This window comes from Azospirillum griseum, from assembly GCF_003966125.1.
In the GTDB taxonomy this organism is placed as follows: domain Bacteria; phylum Pseudomonadota; class Alphaproteobacteria; order Azospirillales; family Azospirillaceae; genus Azospirillum; species Azospirillum griseum.
Window position 1 is genome coordinate 61,631 of the sequence record NZ_RXMA01000006.1, and the last position, 18,537, is coordinate 80,167.

The window sequence follows — 18,537 nt, forward strand, 5'->3', positions numbered from 1 at the left end:
TGGATGACGATCCGCAGGTGCACGCGATGACATCCGTGCTGTTGCGTGATTTCGACTATGACGGTCGCCCGTTTGAAGTGGTCGGCGCGTTGTCGGCAGCGGAGGCGCGCACCATTCTCGCCGAACGCCCGGATCTGCCGGTTGCGTTGCTGGACGTCGTCATGGAGACGGAGGACGCCGGTTTGCGGCTGGTCCGCCACATCCGCGATGATCTGGGAAACCGGCGGATGCGGATCATTCTGCGGACCGGGCAACCGGGGCAGGCCCCTGAGCGTGACGTGATCGTCGATTACGACATCAACGATTACAAGGCCAAGAGCGAACTGACCGCTCAACGGCTGTTCACCACGCTGGTCAGCGCCTTGCGGGCCTGGCGTGACATCGTGACGATCGAGCGGAACCGGCTTGGGCTGGAACGAATCCTCAGCGCCTCGGCGTCGCTGTTCGAGTTGCGTTCCATGCGGGCCTTTGTTGAAACTCTGGTGGATCAGTTGTCGCGCGTGGTCGATCCAGGCGGTGATCCGGCCATTCTCGCCTGTCGGCGTGTCGAACGGGGCGATGGCGTGCCGCACATGGCGGTGGTGGCGGGGATCGGTCGGCATTCCCGCATCGTGGGCTTGCCGATTGCGGATGCGCTGTCCTCCGTCCTGTCGTCAGAGGTGGAGGAGGCGCAGCAAACCAATCACAATCTGTATTCCGGTGGCCATTGCGTGCTGGTGTTCCGCACCCGCGAGCATGGAAAAACCATTTTGGTCCTGGAGCGCGAGGAACCGTACACGGCGGATGAGCATCGCCTGTTGGAGCTGTTCTGCAACCGTGTCGCCATTGGTTTCGACAATGTCTGTCTGTATGAGGAGTTGATCGCGCTGAACCGGTCGCTGGAACAGCGGGTGGAGACACGGACGGCGGAACTGGCGGCCAACCAGCGCGCCCTGATTCAAGCCAAGGAGCGGGTCGAACGCGCGCTGGAGCGCGAATTGAGCGCCAAGGAGAACCAAAGCCAGTTTCTGAGCATGGTCAGCCACGAATTCCGCACCCCTCTGGCGATCATTGACAGCGCCGCGCAGCTTCTGGCGCTTCGGGCTGAGCAAAGCGGGCCGGATATGTTGGAACGGTTGTCGGTCATCCGGGGCAGTGTTCAGCGTCTGACGGGTCTGATCGATGCCCATCTGACCGATGAACGGCTGCAAAGCAACGCCATGATTTTGGAGCGCAGCCCGACCGATTTGGCGATCCTGATTCTCACCGTCGCAAACCCTTTTCAGGTTGCGTATCCGGATCGGATGTTTCGGGTGGATCTGGGCGGTCTGCCCCGTCAGGCGGAGGTGGACAGTCACCTCATCAGCGTGGTTCTCACCAACCTGATCACAAACGCGGTCAAATACTCCGGGGCCGGCACGGCGATCACACTGTGCGGTCACACCGATGGCGGCATGGCGGTGATTGAGGTTGCGGACCAAGGGCGCGGGATACCGGACGTCGAGATACCCAGGCTGTTTGACCGCTTCTTTCGAGGAAGCTGCGCCGTTGGTGTTCCGGGGACCGGCATAGGGCTGCACACCGTTCAACAGATCGTTCACCTTCACGGCGGGGCGGTGACGGTGGACAGCCGTGTGGGGGAGGGGACACGCTTCCGAGTCATTCTTCCGGTCTCCGTCTGAGATCAGGACCATGCCGGTGGAAGAGTGAAAAGCCTGAATGAATGTGTGGGATTTGGAAATCTATGGCTCTTTACCGCCGGAACTGACATATTTTTCATGCCTTTTGCCGCAATCACGTCAGATGCTGGCGTTGCGTGTCCTCGGATCGAATTGGGAAAGCGCAGTCCATGCTTGCTCAACAATACGCCGCAATCAAACGCGATCTTGATGACAAGGGTATTGTCTTTTCGTTCTGCGGCTATCTGTCCGAAGGAATTTTGTATTCCTTGGGCGAAGCGCTGCGAGAGAAAATGACTCTGGCGGATACGGACGCGCCAACCGTGCGCCGGGTCTTCGCCGTGTTTGTGGAGCAGATGCAGAACATCATCCGGTATTCGGCGGAAAAGGTGACAGGGGCAACCACACGCGCGGTGGAATTGAGCGCGGGCATGGTGACAATCGGGATGGAGCGCAACACCGTGTTCATCGTCTGCGGCAACACCGTGCGCAACGATGATGTGCCGCGCCTGCGCGAACGTCTCGATCACCTGCGCAGCCTGGACCGGGAGGGGATCAAGACGTATTACCGCGAACAGTTGCGGGAGGAACCGGAGGATGGCAGCCGGGGAGCCACCATAGGATTGATCGAGATTGCCCGGCGCGCCAGCGAGCCAATCGACTATGATTTTGACACGATGGACGACGAGCGCAGTTTTTTCTGCCTGAAGGTCCGCATCTGACCGGCGTGGGACACAAACGAAACCGATGGACTCTCTCAACATCCCCGGCACCGGTCGAACGCCGACCGTGGCCTTTGACTTCGCCACCGGTCATCTGCGGATGAGCGGTGAATCCTATCCCGACGATGTGGCGACCTTTTTCGGTCCCGTCTTCACAGCGTTGCGCGCTTATCTGGCCGAATCCGTTCTGATACCGATTCAGTTCGATATGGAGTTGCTGTATTTCAACAGCTCAAGCGCCAAGGTCCTGATGAATATTTTTCAAATGCTGGAATCGGTCGCTCGGGTTGGGCGTCCGGTCTCGGTGATCTGGTGTTACGAAGACAGCGACGAGTCGATGCGGGAGTTGGGGGAGGATTTTTCAGAAGACCTTCACCATGTTGCCTTTTCACTGCGCAATGTGCCCGTCGGCAGCATCGGATGAATTTCAACCTCTTCGCAGCCGAAGAACAGGCTATTGAAAAGGCCCGCAAGCTGGGAGAGGCTTTGGCGGTTGCGGCACCGGATTGCGCCGCCGATTTTGAGGAGCTGGTGGAGGCGTTTCAACGCAGCACGCGCGAACAGCGCCGCTTGGTGCGTGTCAGCGACCGGCTGCAAGCCCAACTCGGTGCGGCCAATCAGGAGTTGGAGCGGCGGCGGCAAGAGGCTGAAACCGCGCTCGCCCATCTGCGCGAGGCGCAGGAAGCCATCATTCAGGCCGAGAAACTGGCGTCTCTGGGCGCGTTGGTCGCTGGGGTTGCCCATGAAATCAACACACCGGTTGGCATCGCTGTGTCCTGCGCATCCCATCTGGCCGACGCCACCCGGGAACTGCGGCGTTTGTCGGACGACGGCACCATCAGCCGGGGCGATTTCGCCCGCTACCTCGCCACCGCCGGTGACACAGCAACCTTGATTTTGACCAATTGCCAACGGGCTGCGCAACTCATCACCGGCTTCAAGCAAGTGGCCGTGGATCGCGCCAGCGCAGAGCGGCGGCGATTCAACCTGTCAAAAACCCTTCAGGAGACCTTGGCCAGCCTTCAACCCAAGCTGCGGCCTTCCGGGCATACGGTCACGGTGCTGTGTCCGGCGGACGTCGAGTTGGACAGTTTTCCCGGTGTTCTGTCGCAGATTCTGGCCAATCTGGTTATGAACGCCCTGACCCACGCCTTTCCGGATGGGCGGGCTGGGCGTTTGACTCTGGCGGTGGAGTTGTCCGACGTCAACATGGTGCGGTTGAGCTTCGCCGACGACGGTGTGGGCATGTCGGAAGACAATCGGTTGCGGGTGTTCGAGCCGTTTTTCACGACGCGACGCGGCCATGGCGGGACCGGTCTGGGGCTTCACATCGTCCACAATCTGGTGGTCGGCGCGTTGAAGGGCAGCATCACCGTGGACAGTGCCATAGGGACGGGCACACGCTTCGTGCTTCTGTTTCCACGCCAGACACCGGAGCGTGATTGACCATCGCGCGCGCCGATGGTCCGCGATCAGCCGTTGCCCAGAACACGGACAGGGGCTGAGAACACATAGCCGACCCCATGGACGGATTTCAGTGGGGCAGCCCCACCGATGGCGGCTTCCACCTTGTGGCGCAATCGACCAACAACCGTATCAATGGATCGATCCTCTGGATTCCAGCGGCGATTGTAGAGCGCTTGGGATATCTGGTCCCGCGTTGCCGGTTTGCGGGCTTGCCCCGCCAACAGGGACGTCAGTTTCATTTCCATGCTGGTCAGACTGATGCGCACGCCACTCGGGCTGGTCAACGCCCACTCGGTCGGATCAAGAAGCCAACGCGGTTCGTCGCCCTCCGCTGTCGGATCAGAAGGCGAAAGTGAGCTTGTCACGCTGTCACCGGCGCGCTCACCCAGGCGTCGCAGCAGGGATTTGACCTGCGCCTCCAACTCGCGCAGTTCGACCGGTTTGACAAGATAGGCGTCCGCGCCAATTTCCAATCCGACCACACGATCAACCGTGGTTCCACGGGCCGTGACCATGATGATTCCCACACCATGGCTGTCACGCAATCGGGATGCGATTTTGAACCCGTCTTCATTTGGCAAGTTCACGTCCAGCACGATGATGGACACTGACCGTTGGCTGAGAAGCTGGTCCATCTCCGAACCACTGCGCGCACCGACGGTTTCAAAGCCGCATTTCCCCAGATATTCGACCATATCGGATCGCAGGGAATTTTCGTCTTCGACCACGATGATCGTTGGCGTAGCCATCTTCTCAGTTTCCTCCTGCCACCCAATCGGGTGGACCATACTCTAGAATGAGCGTCCAGCAAAATGCATGAAATCAACACGCTGCTTTGGCGCAAATACCCGAAGGTGTGAATGATTTCGTCGGGTTGATGGAAAAGATCGTTCCGATCCATGCAACGCGGCGCGTCAGTCGGTCAGGGGTTGAAAGCGGCTGTGGCCCAAAGAACCACTCAAACGCGAAATCCGATCAATGTGATGTCGTCCCGCTGACTTCGCCCTGTTTGAAAACGGTCCAGGCGGTGTTCCAAAATCGCTTTGATCTCGCTCAATGGCATGTTCTGCGTGTATGCCAATTCATCACGCAGCCTCTGTTTGCCGAATCGACGCCCCAACTCGCCCCCGTTCTGGTCGGTCAGCCCATCGGTTGACAGGAAAAAGCTCTGGTGCGGCTGCAAGCCGATGATGTGGTTGGTGAAGCGCGGGCCGTTGACCTCGGCTGACAAGCGGCGATAGCCCAAGCTGTCCCGGTCTCCACGCACCTCGGTCACGCCGTCGTCGTTGACGATCAGCAACGGTATGCGGGCGCTGGCGAAGGTCAGGCGGCCTTGCGTCGGCACAACATGGCAAAGCGCCAGATCAAGCCCGTTGTCAAAGCGCTGGGCCAGGGTGCGGGCTTCTCCATCCTGGTTCAAGGTGGTGCGGACCTTCGCGTCAACGGCGGTCAGAATGGCGGCTGGGTCATCGGCTCCCAACTGATCCAGCGCGTTGTTCAGCATGGCGCTGGCGGTCATCGTCATGAAGGCACCCGGCACGCCGTGCCCGGTGCAGTCGACCACGGCGATGACAAAGCCGCTGGTGGTCGGTCGGTACAGGTAGAAATCACCACTGACCACGTCGCGCGGACGCCACAACACCATGTGGTCGCGCAACCCATCGGACAGGCTGTCAGCGCTGGGGAGGATGGAGGACTGAATCAGTTGGGCGTAGTTGATGCTGTCCATGATGGCGCGGTTGGTCGCGGCCAGCGCCTCCGTCCGTTCCTGCACACGGGTTTCCAGGGTTTGGGTGTGATCCTGGACCGTTTCGGCCATGCGGTTGAAGCTGAGCGCCAGAACGCCAATTTCGTCGCTGCGGGCGCTATCGATTCGCGCGCCATAGTCACCGCGTGCCATTGCCCGGGCCAACTGGGTCAAGCGCTGCAGCGGCCGCAAAATGATCCGGTTGAGGGTGACGCCCAGCAACCCGATGGCGGCAAGCAGGGACAGCAGCAGCAGCCCGACGACCGGGACCAGAGCGTCCAACGTCGCCTGCCACTCTTCGGCGGTCGAATACACAATGTCCAGACGACCGACCGTTTCCGTCCGCCCTTCGCGATCACGCATCACGATGGGGCGGTCGATGCGCAGCGTTGCGGCGGAATCGGTGGCCGACATGGCGGCGGTGGCGCGGGCAAGGGGCGGCGGCCGGGTCGCTTCATACACCACGATGTCGCGAATCGCCGGGTCACGCGCCAGCAGCGCGTCGATGGTGGATTGGACCGATCGGGAATCCAGCTCCCACACCGCGCCGCTCAGGGCGTCGGCTTGTGTAGCCGCCACCAGTTCGGCGCGACGCAACAGGTCGGCATGGCGTTGATCGCGCACGATGTGAGCCGACACGGCAACCGCGAGCAAGCCGATGGACACGGTGGCAATGAGCATGGTGGCGCTGGTCCGCGCCAGCAGCGAACGGCCCCACCGGAACGGCGCTTGGGGGAGGGGGCGGGTCATCGGGGAGGTCCGTTGTCCGTGATGCCGCTGGTGCGCCACAACGCATCGAGCGCGCCGGTGGAGGTGAGGCGATCCAGCAGGGCGTTCATCCACTCTACCGAAATCGGTGCGCCGCGACGGATCAGGATGGTGTGTTCGTAAATCTGGTCGGTGCGTTCCGACACCAGAATCCGGGGGGCAAGGTCCGGGTTGGCTTTCAAAAACCGGTTCAGAAAGGACCGGGTGACGATGGCCAGCGACGCGCGCCCGGCCACCACGTTGCGGACATTGCCCTCGTGGGTCATCGTCACCCGCATCCGGTGGCGGCGTTCCAACTCCGCCGGATCGGCGTTGTACCCGGCGAAGGCGTAATGATAGCCGAGACGGCCCAGAATCGTCTTGCCGTCCAGTCGGGCGAAAAAGGACTGGTCGAGATCGGGGGCAGCCTTGGCGACGAACACCTCAGCGTCGCGCAGAAACACCTGCGTCGCCTCCACCGGGCGTCCCTGCCAGCCCCAGGCCAGACTTTCGAACGCGATCATGTCGAAGCGTCCTTGGTCCATATCCTCGTAGCGCCGTTGCGGCGAGGTCGAAACGAGTTCGAAACGAACTTCGCTCTGCGAGGTGTTCAGCAAGTCGAGAAAAGCCGGGGTCACGCCCGGCTCGGTGTCGGAAACATAGGGTGGAAACTCATAGGCACCGACCTTGACGAGCGTGGCCGCTCCCGCACCAACGCCGACGACGCCGACTCCCGCCAGTCCAAAAATCAGTGACGCGGCGACGGAAAGCGCTGCGCGGCGGGTGGATCGGCCCGACATTCTGCCCTCTCAACGTCATCATTTCCGTATCGTTCGCCAGTCTAGACCGGCGGGGCAAGGCGCTGCAACGTGGCAACACCCCTACACCGTCCCTTCCTTGACCAGAGTGCGGTTGTCTTCGGATTGTCGGTTGTGCGGACCATGTTGCCGGAACCCGTTGCATCGGCCAGTATGGCAGCCCAAACGGATGACGGACCTTCTGGCTGCCCGACCACGGGCAACCCCCCTTACGGAAAAGGATCTTTTCACCATGGCCGAGGCCGCCGCGATGGCCCCCGCCCTCTGTCTGGAGGGCGTGACCTGCACCTTTCCATCCCCCGACGGGCGGGGGCGCACCTACACCGCCGTGCAGAACGCCAGCTTCACCGTGGCGGCGGGGGAGTTCGTGTCCATCGTCGGGCCGACCGGCAGCGGCAAATCGACTCTGCTGAACGTCGCCGCCGGTCTGCTGCGGCCCAGCGCCGGGCGGGCCTTGAGCTTTGGCCAGCCGGTGACGGGGATCAACCCGCAGGCGGGCTACATGTTCCAGGCCGAAGCGTTGATGCCGTGGAAATCGGCGCTGGAGAACGTCGCCGCCGGTCTGGAGTTTCGCGGCGTGCCCAAGCGCGAGGCGCTGGACCGCGCCGGTCCCTGGCTGGCCCGCGTCGGGCTGGAGGGGTTTGGCGACCGCTTTCCGCATCAATTGTCGGGCGGAATGCGCAAGCGCGTGGCGCTGGCTCAGACCCTGATCGTCGATCCCAAGATCGTGCTGATGGACGAACCGTTTTCCGCGCTCGACATCCAGACCCGCCAGATGATGGAAAACGAGCTGCTCGATTTGTGGGCGGCGGATCGCAAATCGGTGGTCTTCATCACCCACGACCTGGAGGAGGCCATCGCCATGTCCGACCGGGTGCTGGTGCTGTCCGCCGGGCCGGGATCCCGCCTGATCGGCGAGTACAGGATCACGCTGGACCGCCCGCGCGACGTGGCGGAAATCCGCATGACCCCGCAGTTCCTGGCCCTGCACAAGGAAATTTGGGGCCAACTGCGCGACGAAGTGCTGAAGGGCTACGCCCAGACCAAGCTGCGGTGACGACATCATGAGATCCCACGCCAAGCGCCTGCCGAGTCGCCCTGTCATCCTGCTGTTGCAGGTCGGGGTTCTGGTCGGCTTCTTCCTGCTGTGGCACGTGTTGACCGTGACCACCAACCTTCTCAGCCCGTTCTTTTTCGGTACGCCGTTGGCGGTGCTGGAGCGGACCTTCAAGGATTTCGCCTCCGGGGCCATCTGGTACCATCTGGGCATCACGCTGCTGGAAACGGCGCTGGCCTTTGGCATCGGCACGGTGGCGGGCATCGCCTTCGGCTTCTGGTTCGCCCGCGCGCCGTTGGTGTCGGTGGTGTTCGACCCCTACATCAAGGCGGTCAACGCGCTGCCCCGAGTCGTGCTCGCCCCGATCTTCGCCCTGTGGCTGGGCCTGGGCATCTGGTCCAAGGTGGCGTTGGGGGTGACGTTGGTGTTCTTCATCGTCTTCTTCAACGTCTACCAGGGCGTGAAGGAGGTCAGTCCGGTGGTGCTGGCCAACGCCCGCATGCTGGGGGCCAACTCCCGCGACCTGTTCCGCCACGTCTATCTGCCGTCGGCCCTGTCCTGGGTCTTTTCCTCGCTGCACACCGCCGTCGGTTTCGCCATGGTCGGCGCGGTGGTGGGGGAGTATCTGGGATCGTCCGCCGGGCTGGGCTACCGCATCCATCAGGCCGAAGGCGTGTTCGACACGGTCGGCGTGTTTTCCGGGATGCTGGTCCTGACCATCTTCGTCGTCGCCATCGACACGGTGGTGACGCTGGTCGAAAAGCGTTTGCTGCACTGGCGTCCGCAAGAGGCGCAAACCACCCACTGACACCCTCCACTGACTCGCTGTTGTCGATCCAATTTCGTCGGGAGAATCGCCTTATGGGACTCAAGGCACTGATCGCCGCCGCCGCCGTCGCGCTGACCCTGGGGGCGGGCGCAACGGCCAACGCGCAGGCGTTGGAAAAGAAAGAGCTGAAGATCGCCGTTGGCGGCAAGCCGCTGCTCTATTACCTGCCGCTGACGCTGGCCGAACGGCTGGGTTACTTCAAGGAGGCGGGCCTCAACGTCGAAATCAGCGATTTCGGCGGCGGGGCCAAGAGCCTGCAGGCGCTGGTCGGCGGCTCGGCGGACGTCGTCACCGGGGCCTATGACCACACCATCCAGATGCAGGCCAAGGGCCAGAGCATCGTCGGCGTCACCCAGCTTGGCCGCTTCCCCGGCATCGTGCTGGCCTCCGTCAAGAAGGCCGGGACCATCGCCTCGATCAAGGATCTGAAGGGCAAGAAGATCGGCGTCACCGCCCCCGGCTCCTCCACCAACTTCATGGTCAACTATCTGTTGGCCAAGGAAGGGATGAAGCCGGAGGACGTGTCGATCATCGGCGTGGGCGGCGGACCCAGCGCGGTGGCGGCGATCAAGCGCGGCGACATCGACGCCATTTCCAACCTCGATCCGGTCATCAGCCAGGCCGAGGCCGACGGCGACATCGCCGTGATAGCCGACACCCGCACGGAAAAGGGCACGCTCGACGTCTATGGCGGGCCGTACCCGGCGGCGGTGCTCTACACGACGGCGGCCTTCATCCAGGCCAACCCGAAGACCACGCAGGCGCTGTCCGACATTTTCGTGAAAACCATGCTGTGGCTGAACAAGGCCAGCACGGAGGACGTGTTGAAGGTGCTGCCGGAGGAGTATTTCCTCGGCAACAAGACGCTCTACGCCCAGGCGTTCGAGCATTCCAAGCCGACCTACTCCCCCGATGGCCGTTTCACCAAGGAGGGGGCCGAGGCGGCGCTGAAGGTGCTGAAGGCGTTTGACCCGGCGGTGGCCGCCGCCGCCATCGACCTGTCGAAGACCTACACCAACCAGTATGTCGAAGACTCGCTGAAGCGCTTGGCGAAGTAAGCCGCCCCACAAACAAATAGGGCGCGGAGCGGGGACAACCCGCTCCGCGCCCTATTTGTTTGTGCCCCGCTGCGGTTACAGCAGGAAGATCGCCATCAGAACCAGAAGGCCAACCACGCCAACGGTGCTGATCTTCACGAACTGCGTGAAGGCAAGCCAATCCTGCATGTGTTCGCGCACCAGCTCATCGCTGACCGGATGAGAGGAACCAGCCGCCGCCATCTTCAAACCCCCTGATTGGTTCATGCTGCCGACAATTCTGCCAGTGAACGGACGAAGCGCAACAAAAACCAACCGGGCCGCTCATCTTTCTGCGGTCCGCAGCCTTGACAGGCTGCGGCTTACGCCGTGGGCGGGTTGAGGACGGAGGGCGGAACCGTCGCCGCGCCGTCGATCCGCACCCGCTCGCCATCGACGTGGGCGCGTCCTTCGGCGATCAGGCGGACGGCGTGGGGGTAGAGCGCGTGTTCCGATTCGAGAACACGGTCGGCGAGGCTGTGGGCATCGTCGTCGGGCAGGACCGGAACCGCCGCCTGGGCGACGATCGGCCCGACATCCATCTCCACCCGCACGTAATGAACGGTGCAGCCGTGGAACCGAACCCCGGCCTGCAACGCCCGCTCGTGCGTGTCCAACCCCTTGAAGGAGGGCAGCAGCGACGGGTGGATGTTGATGAGCGCGTCGTGCCAGAGCGAGACGAACAGCGGCGACAGCAGCCGCATGAAGCCCGCCAGACAGACGAGCTGAACGCCCGCCTGCCGCAGTTGGGCGTCCATCGCGGTTTCGAACGCCGCCTTGTCGCCGGGGAAATCCCGGTGGCTGACCACGGCGGTTGGAATCCCCGCCTTGGCCGCGCGTTCCAACCCGAAGGCGTCGGCCTTGTTCGACAGGACCAGCGCGATCTCCGCCGGGAAATCCGGGGCGGCGCAGGCGTCGATCAACGCCTGCAAATTGCTGCCCCGGCCCGAAATGAGAACGCCCAGCTTCAGCTTGGCGGTGGCGGTCATGCCCAGGCCGCGTCCATGCCGGTGACGGTGACGCGGGCCTCACCCTCCTGCAACGCGGTGACGGTGCCGACGGTGCAAACCGTCTCGCCGCCCTCGGTCAGGATGTCGATGGCCTGTTGCGCCTTGTCCGCCGGAACGACCACGACCATGCCGAGGCCGACGTTGAAGGTGCGGGCCATTTCGAACGGGGCGATGCCGCCCGTCTTCATCAGCCAGGAGAAGACCGGGGGCAGGGTCCAGGCGCTGGCGTCCAGCGTCACGCCCAGCCCGTCGGGCAGCACGCGCGGAATGTTTTCGATCAGGCCGCCGCCGGTGATGTGGGCCATCGCCCGCACCGTGCCCGCGCGCACCGCCTTCAAGGTGCTCTTAACATAGATGCGCGTCGGGGTCAGCAGGGCTTCGCCCAGCGTCTTGCCCGCGTCCCACGGGCAGGCCGAGTCGTAGCCGAGGCCGGATTTGTCCACCAGCTTGCGCACCAGCGAATAGCCGTTGGAGTGCACGCCGCTCGACGCCAGACCAAGCACGACGTCGCCCGCCTGCACGGTGGAGCCGGTGAGCGCCTGTTCCCGTTCGACCGCGCCGACGGAGAAGCCCGCCAGATCGTAATCGCCTTCGGAATACATGCCCGGCATTTCGGCGGTTTCACCGCCGACCAGCGCGCAGCCCGCCTGGCGGCAGCCTTCCGCGATGCCGGACACGATGGCGCGGCCAGCGGCCACGTCCAGCTTTCCGGTGGCGTAATAATCCAGGAACAGGAGCGGTTCCGCGCCCTGCACGACCAGATCGTTCACGCACATGGCCACGAGGTCGATCCCGACCGTGTCGTGGCGGTTGGCCAAAATCGCGACCTTCAGCTTCGTGCCGACGCCATCGGTGGTGGCGACGAGAAGCGGATCCTGGTAGCCAGCGGCGCGCAGGTCAAACAGAGCGCCGAAGCCGCCCAGACCCGCGTCGGAGCCGGAACGCGCGGTGGAGCGGGCAAGAGGCTTGATCGCTTCGACAAGCGCGTTGCCCGCATCGATGTCCACACCAGCCTGCTTGTAGGCGTCGGACATGTTATAGGACTGGGTGCTGATGGTATCCTCGTCTGGGCTGGGCTATAAACCGGGCCGTTGGCTCGGGCCGAACATACTCGAATCGGAAGGCATTGCAATGCTCCACCGCCGCCGTGCGTCTCTGTTTGCCGGTCTCACCGCGATGACCGTCGCTTGCGCCCTGCCGGGCGGCCCTGTTGGCGCGCAGACGACCCCGGTCCCGTTGTCGCAGGGGCAACCGCTTGCCGCCCCTTCCGCTTCCCCGATGTCCGCTTCGCCGCTGCCCGCCACCGCGCCGACCGCCAACACCGCCGCCGACGCCTTCGCCGTCGCGGGTGTCAAGGTGGACATCAACGCCGCCAACGCCAACACCGCGCGCGATCAGGCGATTCGCGAGGCGCAGAACCGCGCCTGGGTCGAACTCTACAAGCGCCTTGTTCCCGGCGGGACCGCGCCGAAGCTGCCGGAGGCCGAACTGGGCAAGCTGATCCAGGGCTTCGAAATCGACGAGGAACGGGTGTCGGCCACCCAATATGTCGGGGCGATCACCGTCCGGTTCCGCCCGAACGCGGTGCGCGATCTGATCGGCGGCAGCGTCACCGGCAACAGCCAATATGTGGAACCGCCCGCCAAGCCCTTCGTCGTGCTGCCGGTGACGATGACCGGCGGGCGCACGGTGCTGTGGGAGGACCGCACCCCCTGGCGCGCGGCGTGGGAGGAGCGTCCGGCCACCTCCTCGCTGGTCCCGCTGGTGGTCCCCGATGGCGAACTGGCCGACGCCCAGGCCATTGGCACGGACGAGGCGGTGGCGGGCAAGCCGGAGGCGTTGGCCCGCATCGCCCAGCGCTACAACGCCGGTGGCGTCATCGTGGCGCGGGTCGATCTGCCCGCTGGTGGTGTCGAGGCCGGTCGCGCGCTGACGGTCGATCTGACCCGCTACGGGCTGGACGGTGCCCGCGACACCCTGACCGTCACCGCCCGGCCCGACGGGGCGGGGGCCGACGCGCTGGCCCGCGCCGTCGCCAGCGTCGGCACGCAGTTGGATGACGCGTGGCGGCGCGACAACGTGATGGCCTCGGGGCCGGAACAATCGACGCTGGTGCGTGTGCCGCTGGCCAGCGCCGCCGATTGGGCGGAGGTGCGCAAGCGGCTGACCGGCTTCGCCGCCGTGACCAAGACCGATCTGCAATCGCTGACCCGCAGCGCGGCGTTGGTGACGCTGACCCATCGCGGCGACGCCGACCGGCTGGCCCAGGCCCTGACCAAGCGTGACCTGTCGCTCACCCGCGTGCCGTCGGCCCCGCCGACCGTGCCGGGTGCGGTGTCCACCGATTGGCAATTGACCCTTCTGCCGCGCGGCGCGGGCGATGGCGCGGCCCTGGCGTCTCCGGCCGCTTTGGCTCCGACCCCGGTGGCTCCCGCCGGGTCGGCGGCCAGCGGTCTGGGCGCGCCGCCGCGCGATCTTGGCACCTTGCCCGTCAAAACGGTGCAGTAACCGCTTGGCGAGCGATCCCCGGCCAACAAGGCGAGAGCGTCAGACCCCGTGAGCCTCCCCAACATCATCACCTTCCTGCGTCTGCTGGCGGTTCCGCTGGCGATGTACATGATCCTGACCGGGCGGATGGAATGGGCCTTTTGGCTGTTCGTCGCGGCGGGGGTGTCGGACGCGCTGGACGGGGCCATCGCCCGCCTGTTCCGGGCGCAGACCGTGTTGGGGGGCTATCTCGATCCCATCGCCGACAAGACGCTGATCATCGGCGTCTATGTCGCGCTGGCCTATGTCGGGCAGATCCCGTTGTGGCTGGTGATGATGGTGGTGTTCCGCGATGTCATGATCGTCGGCGGGGTCCTGCTGCTGTTCACGCTGAAGGAACGGTTGGCGATGCAGCCCCTGGTGGTCAGCAAGCTGAACACGGCGGTGCAGATCGCCTTGGCCGCCGCCGTTCTCGCCCCCCCGGCCCTGGGGCTGCCGGAGTTCCATGTCTTCGGGCTGGAGGTGGTGGACGCCCTGGTGTACGCCTGCACGGCGACCACGGTGGCGTCGGGCATCGCCTATGCCCAGCGCGCCGCCGTGCTGTTCAACCGCCATGGAGGGGTCGCGTGACGCCCGCCAAGCAGCTCCGTTTCTGGATGATCGGGTTGGCGCTGTTCGTGCTGGCCCTGTGGGTGTTGGCCGACATGCTGCTGCCCTTCGTCGTCGGGCTGGCCATCGCCTATCTGTTGGACCCGACGGTGGACCGGCTGGAACGGCTGGGGCTGCCGCGCTGGCTGGCCACCAGTTCGGTTCTGCTGGGCTTCCTCCTGGTGCTGGCGCTGATGATTCTGCTGCTGGTGCCGCTGATCCAGGGGCAGATCACCCATCTGTTGCAGGTGCTGCCGAGCTACGTCGCCGTGGTGAAGGAGCGCGCCTTGCCCGCGCTGGACCGGCTGGTCCACCGCCTGCCGCCCGACGATGTGGAGCGGCTGCGGGCGGCGGCGGGCAATTACGCCGGGGATGTGGCCGGGTGGATCGCCAAGGTCATCACCGGCATCCTGTCGCGCGGGTTGGCGCTGTTCGATGTGCTGTCGGTGATGTTCATCACCCCGGTGGTCGCCTTCTACCTGCTGCGCGACTGGGACGTGATGGTGCGCAAGGTTGATGGCTGGCTTCCCCGCCACCACGCGGCGGTCGTGCGCGAGCAGGTGCGCGCGGTCAATCAGACCTTGTCCGGCTTCCTGCGCGGGCAGGGCATGGTCTGTTTGGCGCTGGGCCTGTTCTACGCGGTTGGCCTGACGCTCGCCGGGTTGGATTTCGGGCTGGTCATCGGGCTGCTGTCGGGCGTGTTGTCCTTTGTGCCCTATGTCGGGACGCTGTTCGGCTTTGTCGCCAGCACCGGGCTGGCCCTGCTGCAATTCGATGATCTGTGGCGCGTTGCCATCGTCGTCGGGGTGTTCCTGTTCGGGCAGGCGATGGAGGGCAACGTCCTCACCCCGAATCTGGTCGGGGACCGGATCGGTCTGCACGCGGTGTGGGTGATGTTCGCCCTGCTGGCGGGGGGCAGCCTGTTCGGCTTCGTCGGCGTGTTGCTGGCGGTTCCGGTGGCGGCGGTCATCGGCGTGCTGACCCGCTTTGCCCTGGGGCAGTATCTCAACAGCAGCTATTACCACGGCGTCGGGGGCGGGCGCTGATGGAGCGCGGCCGATGAACGCCCCGGCGCAAATCCCGCTCGACCTGGGCCACCGCACGGCGATGGGGTGCGAGGATTTCCTCGTCGCCTCCAGCAACGCCGACGCCGTGGCGTGGCTGGACCGCTGGCCGTCCTGGCCCGCCCCGGCGCTGACCGTGTACGGCCCGGTCGGCTGCGGCAAGACCCATCTGGGCCATGTCTGGCGGGCGCGCAGCCGGGCGGTGATCGCCAGCGGCGAGACGCTCGACCACGCCGATCTGCCCGGTCTGCTGGCCGTCTCCAACGCGGTGGTGGTGGAGGACGCCGACAAGGTGGCGGGCAAGCCCGCGCGGGAGGAGGCGCTGTTCCACCTCTACAATCTGGCGCGGGAGCAGGGCGGCCATCTGCTGCTGCTGTCGCGCAAGGCCCCGTCGCGCTGGCGCGCGCGGCTGGCCGATCTGCGCTCCCGCATCAAGGGCGCTCCGGCGGTGGAGGTGGAGGCACCCGACGACGCGCTGCTCGCCGCCGTGCTGGTGAAGCTGTTTTCCGACCGCCAGTTGCGGCCGGGGCAGGAGGTCATCACCTATCTGCTGACGCGGATGGAACGGTCGCTGGACGCCGCCCGCCGGGTGGTGGCCGCGCTGGACCACGCCTCGCTCGCCGCCCACCGGCGGGTGACGGTCCCGCTGGCCCGCGAGGTGCTGGCGGCCTTGGACGAACACACGGGAGACACGAGTCATGGATCTGGGAATCGCCGGTCGGCGCGCGCTCGTCTGCGCGGCGAGCAAGGGGCTGGGTAAGGCCTGCGCGCTGGCGTTGGCGCGCGAGGGGGTGGACGTCACCCTGACCGCCCGCAGCGCCGACGCGCTGGAGGCCGCCGCCGCCGAGATTCGCGCCGCCGCCGGGGTGACGGTGTCCACCGCCGTCGGCGACATCGCGACGGAGGAGGGGCGGGCCGCCGCCCTGGCCGTCTGCCCCGCGCCCGACATCCTCATCAACAACGCCGGTGGCCCGCCGCCCGGTGATTTCCACGATTGGGAGCGGGAGGACTGGATCCGCGCGCTCGACGCCAACATGCTGGCCCCGATCCTGCTCATCAAGGCGACGGTGGATGGGATGATCGAGCGGCGCTTTGGCCGGATCGTCAACATCACCTCGGCGGCGGTCAAGGCCCCCATTCCGATTCTCGGCCTGTCCAACGGCGCGCGCGCCGGTTTGACCGGATTCGTCGCCGGTTTGTCGCGGCAGACGGTGCGGCACAACGTCACCATCAACAACCTGCTGCCCGGCCCCTTCGAAACCGACCGCCTGCGCAAGACGATGGAGGGCGGGGCCAAGGCCGCCGGCCGCAGCATCGACGAGGAGCTGGCGGCCCGGCGGCAGACCAACCCGTCCGGCCGTTTCGGCGACCCGGCGGAGTTCGGCGCGGCCTGCGCCTTCCTCTGTTCCGCGTACGCGGGCTACATGACCGGACAGAATGTGCTGATGGATGGCGGGGCCTACGCCGGGACGCTCTGATCCCGCAAGGAACATCGGCGAATCAACGCACGGGCGCGCGGGCCACCCCTGGCTCCGCGCCCGTTTTGCTGTTCGGGCTTGGTCTGCGCCTCGAACGAAACCATTCCATCACCATGCCGATCCGTGTGCGGATGAGAACGAGTGTGGGTTTTAGTGAGAACATATAACGAACATACCAGTTGATGTTCGTTATATGTTCTGATATGAAGTCAGAACACCACGCGAACATAGGGGGTTGGCATGTCGGTTCTGGCTTTCTTGCGTGAATGCGTGACGCTGGCGGTGTTCTTGGGCGTGCTCTACGGCTGGTCGATGGTTGGCCCGATCCTGGCGTGGTGACGCCACCTGTTGCGATCCAGGCGGCCACCAGGGCGGGCGCTCATGCCGCTGCGCCCGTCCGCTGCGCCACCGACATCAAGATGTGCCTCCAGTGCATCAGGGCGCATCCAGCGCCACAGCGACCGCAACCGCACCGGCGATGCTGCCAATCAACAGGATGACTATGAGCAGACTGCGCAGGAATTGGCGAATTTCGCCCTGTTTCCAGGCGCTGCGGGCCAGCAACAGCAGATAGCAGGTCATGGCCGCGCTGATGATCTGCCAACCCGTCATCGCATCCCCACGGTCCGTCGTTCCATTGCGCTGCGCTCCCTTGCGTTTGTCAGCGGCCTCATGGTCGGTATGACCTAAGGCGGAGAGGCATGCCAATCAACCCTGCCGGGCATCTGGTTGTGATCCCTGTTGGACCGGCGAAGGGCCTATGGCTGTTGTCCGGGTGCGACCTCCTGTCCGAACGTGATACCACTCTGTCCCAAGGGTTGCCGGTGATGCCGCGTATACCCGTCATGGGAGCAACGCCAACGATCCGCGCGACGCGAACCGTCGCCCGGCGCGGTTCGGCGAGCGAAAGCAGAGACGTCATGAAGATACTGATCGGCGACGATCACCGCCTGTTCCGCGAGGGGCTGCGCCGGGTGATCGAACAGATTCAGACCGACGCCCGGTTCGAGGAGTGCGGAACCTTTGACGAGGTGCTGCGCCAGTGTGGCGAACAGACCGACCTTGACCTGATCCTGCTTGACCTCGACATGCCGGGATGGCCCGGCTTTTCCGGCATTGACGCGATTGTGGGGCGGCGTCCCGGCGTCCCCGTGGTCATCGTGTCGGCGTCGGAAGCGCACGGCGACGTGCGTGGGGCGATTGACCACGGGGCCAGTGGATTCATCCCCAAATCCAGCAGCGTCAAGGTGATGATGGGGGCGGTGAACCTTGTCATGTCCGGGGGCATCTATGTGCCGCCGGGGGCACTGACCGGCCTGACCGATCCCCTGGGGCGCCGTTCGGTGACGGACCCGGCGGATCGCATGGTCGGGCAGGGGCTGACTCATCGCCAGAGCCAGGTCCTCGACTGCATGCGCCAAGGCAAATCCAACAAGCAGATCGCTTACGAGTTGGGTCTGTCCGAGGGAACGGTGAAGATCCACGTCACCGCGATCTTCAAATCTCTTGGGGTGAAAAACCGCACCCAGGCGGTCATCGCGGCCACACAATCGACCTGACGCCGCGTGCGTGCCCGTCCAACTGGGCTTGACGGGCGGGATACCCAATGCTATCCGCCCCTGTGATGATGCCGAACCGCCTCTCCGGTCACGCCGGAGGTGTGGGTTCGGTGTGACCCGACCCAGCGCCCGTGCCGTCAACGGCCGCGCGAACAAGGACTGCACCGCAG

The 18,537-nt window shown here is 64.9% G+C and carries 20 protein-coding genes; 13 read left to right on the plus strand and 7 right to left on the minus strand.

Annotated elements, in window-relative coordinates; genetic code table 11:
• Positions 1–26: 26 nt before the first annotated feature.
• The 4 genes from EJ903_RS08510 to EJ903_RS08525 all read left to right on the plus strand — a co-directional run bounded on the left by EJ903_RS08510 (position 27) and on the right by EJ903_RS08525 (position 3,826).
• Positions 27–1,661 (plus strand): DUF3369 domain-containing protein, encoded by a 1,635-nt coding sequence (locus EJ903_RS08510; RefSeq protein ID WP_246015351.1) that lies wholly within the window; start codon positions 27–29, stop codon positions 1,659–1,661.
• A gap of 167 nt (positions 1,662–1,828) precedes the next feature.
• A complete protein-coding gene (locus tag EJ903_RS08515; RefSeq protein ID WP_126614118.1) occupies positions 1,829–2,380 on the plus strand; it encodes a SiaB family protein kinase in 552 nt (183 codons plus the stop codon).
• Positions 2,381–2,405: 25 nt separating this feature from the next.
• Complete coding sequence (locus tag EJ903_RS08520; RefSeq protein ID WP_126614120.1) at positions 2,406–2,804, plus strand: DUF1987 domain-containing protein; 399 nt, start codon at positions 2,406–2,408, stop codon at positions 2,802–2,804.
• Positions 2,801–3,826: a sensor histidine kinase gene (locus EJ903_RS08525; RefSeq protein WP_126614122.1), complete on the plus strand. Its 1,026-nt coding sequence runs from the start codon at positions 2,801–2,803 to the stop codon at positions 3,824–3,826. The genes EJ903_RS08520 and EJ903_RS08525 overlap by 4 nt, the downstream gene beginning before the upstream one ends.
• Before the next feature lie 26 nt (positions 3,827–3,852).
• On the opposite strand, the gene EJ903_RS08530 is transcribed toward EJ903_RS08525, so the two are convergent.
• The 3 genes from EJ903_RS08530 to EJ903_RS08540 all read right to left on the minus strand — a co-directional run bounded on the left by EJ903_RS08530 (position 3,853) and on the right by EJ903_RS08540 (position 7,141).
• Complete coding sequence (locus EJ903_RS08530; protein WP_126614124.1) at positions 3,853–4,596, minus strand: response regulator transcription factor; 744 nt, start codon at positions 4,594–4,596, stop codon at positions 3,853–3,855.
• Between the two features lie 209 nt (positions 4,597–4,805).
• Complete coding sequence (locus EJ903_RS08535) at positions 4,806–6,344, minus strand: SpoIIE family protein phosphatase (RefSeq protein WP_126614126.1); 1,539 nt, start codon at positions 6,342–6,344, stop codon at positions 4,806–4,808.
• The gene (locus EJ903_RS08540; protein ID WP_126614128.1) at positions 6,341–7,141 is read right to left on the minus strand and encodes a substrate-binding periplasmic protein; all 801 of its coding nucleotides are present in this window, start codon (positions 7,139–7,141) and stop codon (positions 6,341–6,343) included. Before EJ903_RS08540 ends, EJ903_RS08535 begins: the two co-directional genes overlap by 4 nt.
• A gap of 250 nt (positions 7,142–7,391) precedes the next feature.
• Here EJ903_RS08540 and EJ903_RS08545 point away from each other — a divergent pair, with 250 nt between their 5' ends.
• From EJ903_RS08545 to EJ903_RS08555, 3 genes are read left to right on the plus strand one after another with little or no spacing between them, the layout of a single operon-like run.
• Positions 7,392–8,216, plus strand: a complete 825-nt coding sequence (locus EJ903_RS08545) for an ABC transporter ATP-binding protein (RefSeq protein WP_174237268.1) — start codon at positions 7,392–7,394, stop codon at positions 8,214–8,216.
• Positions 8,217–8,223: 7 nt separating this feature from the next.
• Positions 8,224–9,024, plus strand: coding sequence for an ABC transporter permease (locus EJ903_RS08550; protein WP_126614130.1), 801 nt, complete (start codon positions 8,224–8,226; stop codon positions 9,022–9,024).
• Positions 9,025–9,077: 53 nt separating this feature from the next.
• Positions 9,078–10,103: an ABC transporter substrate-binding protein gene (locus tag EJ903_RS08555; RefSeq protein WP_126614132.1), complete on the plus strand. Its 1,026-nt coding sequence runs from the start codon at positions 9,078–9,080 to the stop codon at positions 10,101–10,103.
• A gap of 75 nt (positions 10,104–10,178) precedes the next feature.
• Here EJ903_RS08555 and EJ903_RS27325 read toward each other — a convergent pair whose 3' ends face one another.
• The 3 genes from EJ903_RS27325 to purM all read right to left on the minus strand — a co-directional run bounded on the left by EJ903_RS27325 (position 10,179) and on the right by purM (position 12,165).
• Positions 10,179–10,349 carry an aa3-type cytochrome c oxidase subunit IV gene (locus tag EJ903_RS27325; protein ID WP_210211406.1) on the minus strand — a complete coding sequence of 57 codons (171 nt, stop codon included), beginning with the start codon at positions 10,347–10,349 and terminating at the stop codon, positions 10,179–10,181.
• Between the two features lie 95 nt (positions 10,350–10,444).
• On the minus strand, positions 10,445–11,110 hold the full coding sequence (gene purN, locus EJ903_RS08565) for a phosphoribosylglycinamide formyltransferase (RefSeq protein WP_126614134.1): 666 nt from the start codon (positions 11,108–11,110) through the stop codon (positions 10,445–10,447).
• On the minus strand, positions 11,107–12,165 hold the full coding sequence (purM, locus tag EJ903_RS08570; RefSeq protein ID WP_126614136.1) for a phosphoribosylformylglycinamidine cyclo-ligase: 1,059 nt from the start codon (positions 12,163–12,165) through the stop codon (positions 11,107–11,109). The genes purN and purM overlap by 4 nt, the downstream gene beginning before the upstream one ends.
• Before the next feature lie 142 nt (positions 12,166–12,307).
• Here purM and EJ903_RS08575 point away from each other — a divergent pair, with 142 nt between their 5' ends.
• Genes EJ903_RS08575 through EJ903_RS08595 form a run of 5 tightly spaced genes read left to right on the plus strand, consistent with a single transcriptional unit; the run spans position 12,308 to position 16,808 of the window.
• A complete protein-coding gene (locus tag EJ903_RS08575; protein ID WP_246015352.1) occupies positions 12,308–13,639 on the plus strand; it encodes a DUF2066 domain-containing protein in 1,332 nt (443 codons plus the stop codon).
• Positions 13,640–13,687: 48 nt separating this feature from the next.
• Positions 13,688–14,248, plus strand: a complete 561-nt coding sequence (locus EJ903_RS08580) for a CDP-alcohol phosphatidyltransferase family protein (protein ID WP_126614140.1) — start codon at positions 13,688–13,690, stop codon at positions 14,246–14,248.
• Positions 14,245–15,312, plus strand: a complete 1,068-nt coding sequence (locus EJ903_RS08585; RefSeq protein ID WP_126614142.1) for an AI-2E family transporter — start codon at positions 14,245–14,247, stop codon at positions 15,310–15,312. The genes EJ903_RS08580 and EJ903_RS08585 overlap by 4 nt, the downstream gene beginning before the upstream one ends.
• Before the next feature lie 13 nt (positions 15,313–15,325).
• Positions 15,326–16,090 carry an HdaA/DnaA family protein gene (locus EJ903_RS08590; protein ID WP_126614144.1) on the plus strand — a complete coding sequence of 255 codons (765 nt, stop codon included), beginning with the start codon at positions 15,326–15,328 and terminating at the stop codon, positions 16,088–16,090.
• Positions 16,029–16,808, plus strand: a complete 780-nt coding sequence (locus EJ903_RS08595; protein ID WP_126614146.1) for an SDR family oxidoreductase — start codon at positions 16,029–16,031, stop codon at positions 16,806–16,808. The genes EJ903_RS08590 and EJ903_RS08595 overlap by 62 nt, the downstream gene beginning before the upstream one ends.
• A gap of 435 nt (positions 16,809–17,243) precedes the next feature.
• Here EJ903_RS08595 and EJ903_RS27250 read toward each other — a convergent pair whose 3' ends face one another.
• A complete protein-coding gene (locus EJ903_RS27250; RefSeq protein WP_174237269.1) occupies positions 17,244–17,420 on the minus strand; it encodes a hypothetical protein in 177 nt (58 codons plus the stop codon).
• Positions 17,421–17,728: 308 nt separating this feature from the next.
• Between EJ903_RS27250 and EJ903_RS08600 the strand changes: the two genes are divergently transcribed.
• The gene (locus EJ903_RS08600; protein WP_126614148.1) at positions 17,729–18,367 is read left to right on the plus strand and encodes a response regulator transcription factor; all 639 of its coding nucleotides are present in this window, start codon (positions 17,729–17,731) and stop codon (positions 18,365–18,367) included.
• The last annotated feature ends 170 nt before the right edge of the window (positions 18,368–18,537 follow it).

What these genes read in the sequence shown, in the direction of transcription:
- EJ903_RS08515 (WP_126614118.1), top strand. Translation starts at nt 1,829, where the DNA reads ATGCTTGCTCAACAATACGCCGCAATCAAACGCGATCTTGATGACAAG.
- purM (WP_126614136.1), bottom strand. Translation starts at nt 12,165, where the DNA reads ATGTCCGACGCCTACAAGCAGGCTGGTGTGGACATCGATGCGGGCAAC.
- EJ903_RS08530 (WP_126614124.1), bottom strand. Translation starts at nt 4,596, where the DNA reads ATGGCTACGCCAACGATCATCGTGGTCGAAGACGAAAATTCCCTGCGA.
- EJ903_RS08555 (WP_126614132.1), top strand. Translation starts at nt 9,078, where the DNA reads ATGGGACTCAAGGCACTGATCGCCGCCGCCGCCGTCGCGCTGACCCTG.
- EJ903_RS08520 (WP_126614120.1), top strand. Translation starts at nt 2,406, where the DNA reads ATGGACTCTCTCAACATCCCCGGCACCGGTCGAACGCCGACCGTGGCC.
- EJ903_RS08595 (WP_126614146.1), top strand. Translation starts at nt 16,029, where the DNA reads ATGGATCTGGGAATCGCCGGTCGGCGCGCGCTCGTCTGCGCGGCGAGC.
- EJ903_RS27325 (WP_210211406.1), bottom strand. Translation starts at nt 10,349, where the DNA reads ATGAACCAATCAGGGGGTTTGAAGATGGCGGCGGCTGGTTCCTCTCAT.
- EJ903_RS08510 (WP_246015351.1), top strand. Translation starts at nt 27, where the DNA reads ATGACATCCGTGCTGTTGCGTGATTTCGACTATGACGGTCGCCCGTTT.
- EJ903_RS08550 (WP_126614130.1), top strand. Translation starts at nt 8,224, where the DNA reads ATGAGATCCCACGCCAAGCGCCTGCCGAGTCGCCCTGTCATCCTGCTG.
- EJ903_RS08535 (WP_126614126.1), bottom strand. Translation starts at nt 6,344, where the DNA reads ATGACCCGCCCCCTCCCCCAAGCGCCGTTCCGGTGGGGCCGTTCGCTG.
- EJ903_RS08590 (WP_126614144.1), top strand. Translation starts at nt 15,326, where the DNA reads ATGAACGCCCCGGCGCAAATCCCGCTCGACCTGGGCCACCGCACGGCG.
- EJ903_RS08545 (WP_174237268.1), top strand. Translation starts at nt 7,392, where the DNA reads ATGGCCGAGGCCGCCGCGATGGCCCCCGCCCTCTGTCTGGAGGGCGTG.
- EJ903_RS27250 (WP_174237269.1), bottom strand. Translation starts at nt 17,420, where the DNA reads ATGACGGGTTGGCAGATCATCAGCGCGGCCATGACCTGCTATCTGCTG.
- EJ903_RS08575 (WP_246015352.1), top strand. Translation starts at nt 12,308, where the DNA reads ATGACCGTCGCTTGCGCCCTGCCGGGCGGCCCTGTTGGCGCGCAGACG.
- EJ903_RS08600 (WP_126614148.1), top strand. Translation starts at nt 17,729, where the DNA reads ATGAAGATACTGATCGGCGACGATCACCGCCTGTTCCGCGAGGGGCTG.
- purN (WP_126614134.1), bottom strand. Translation starts at nt 11,110, where the DNA reads ATGACCGCCACCGCCAAGCTGAAGCTGGGCGTTCTCATTTCGGGCCGG.
- EJ903_RS08525 (WP_126614122.1), top strand. Translation starts at nt 2,801, where the DNA reads ATGAATTTCAACCTCTTCGCAGCCGAAGAACAGGCTATTGAAAAGGCC.
- EJ903_RS08540 (WP_126614128.1), bottom strand. Translation starts at nt 7,141, where the DNA reads ATGTCGGGCCGATCCACCCGCCGCGCAGCGCTTTCCGTCGCCGCGTCA.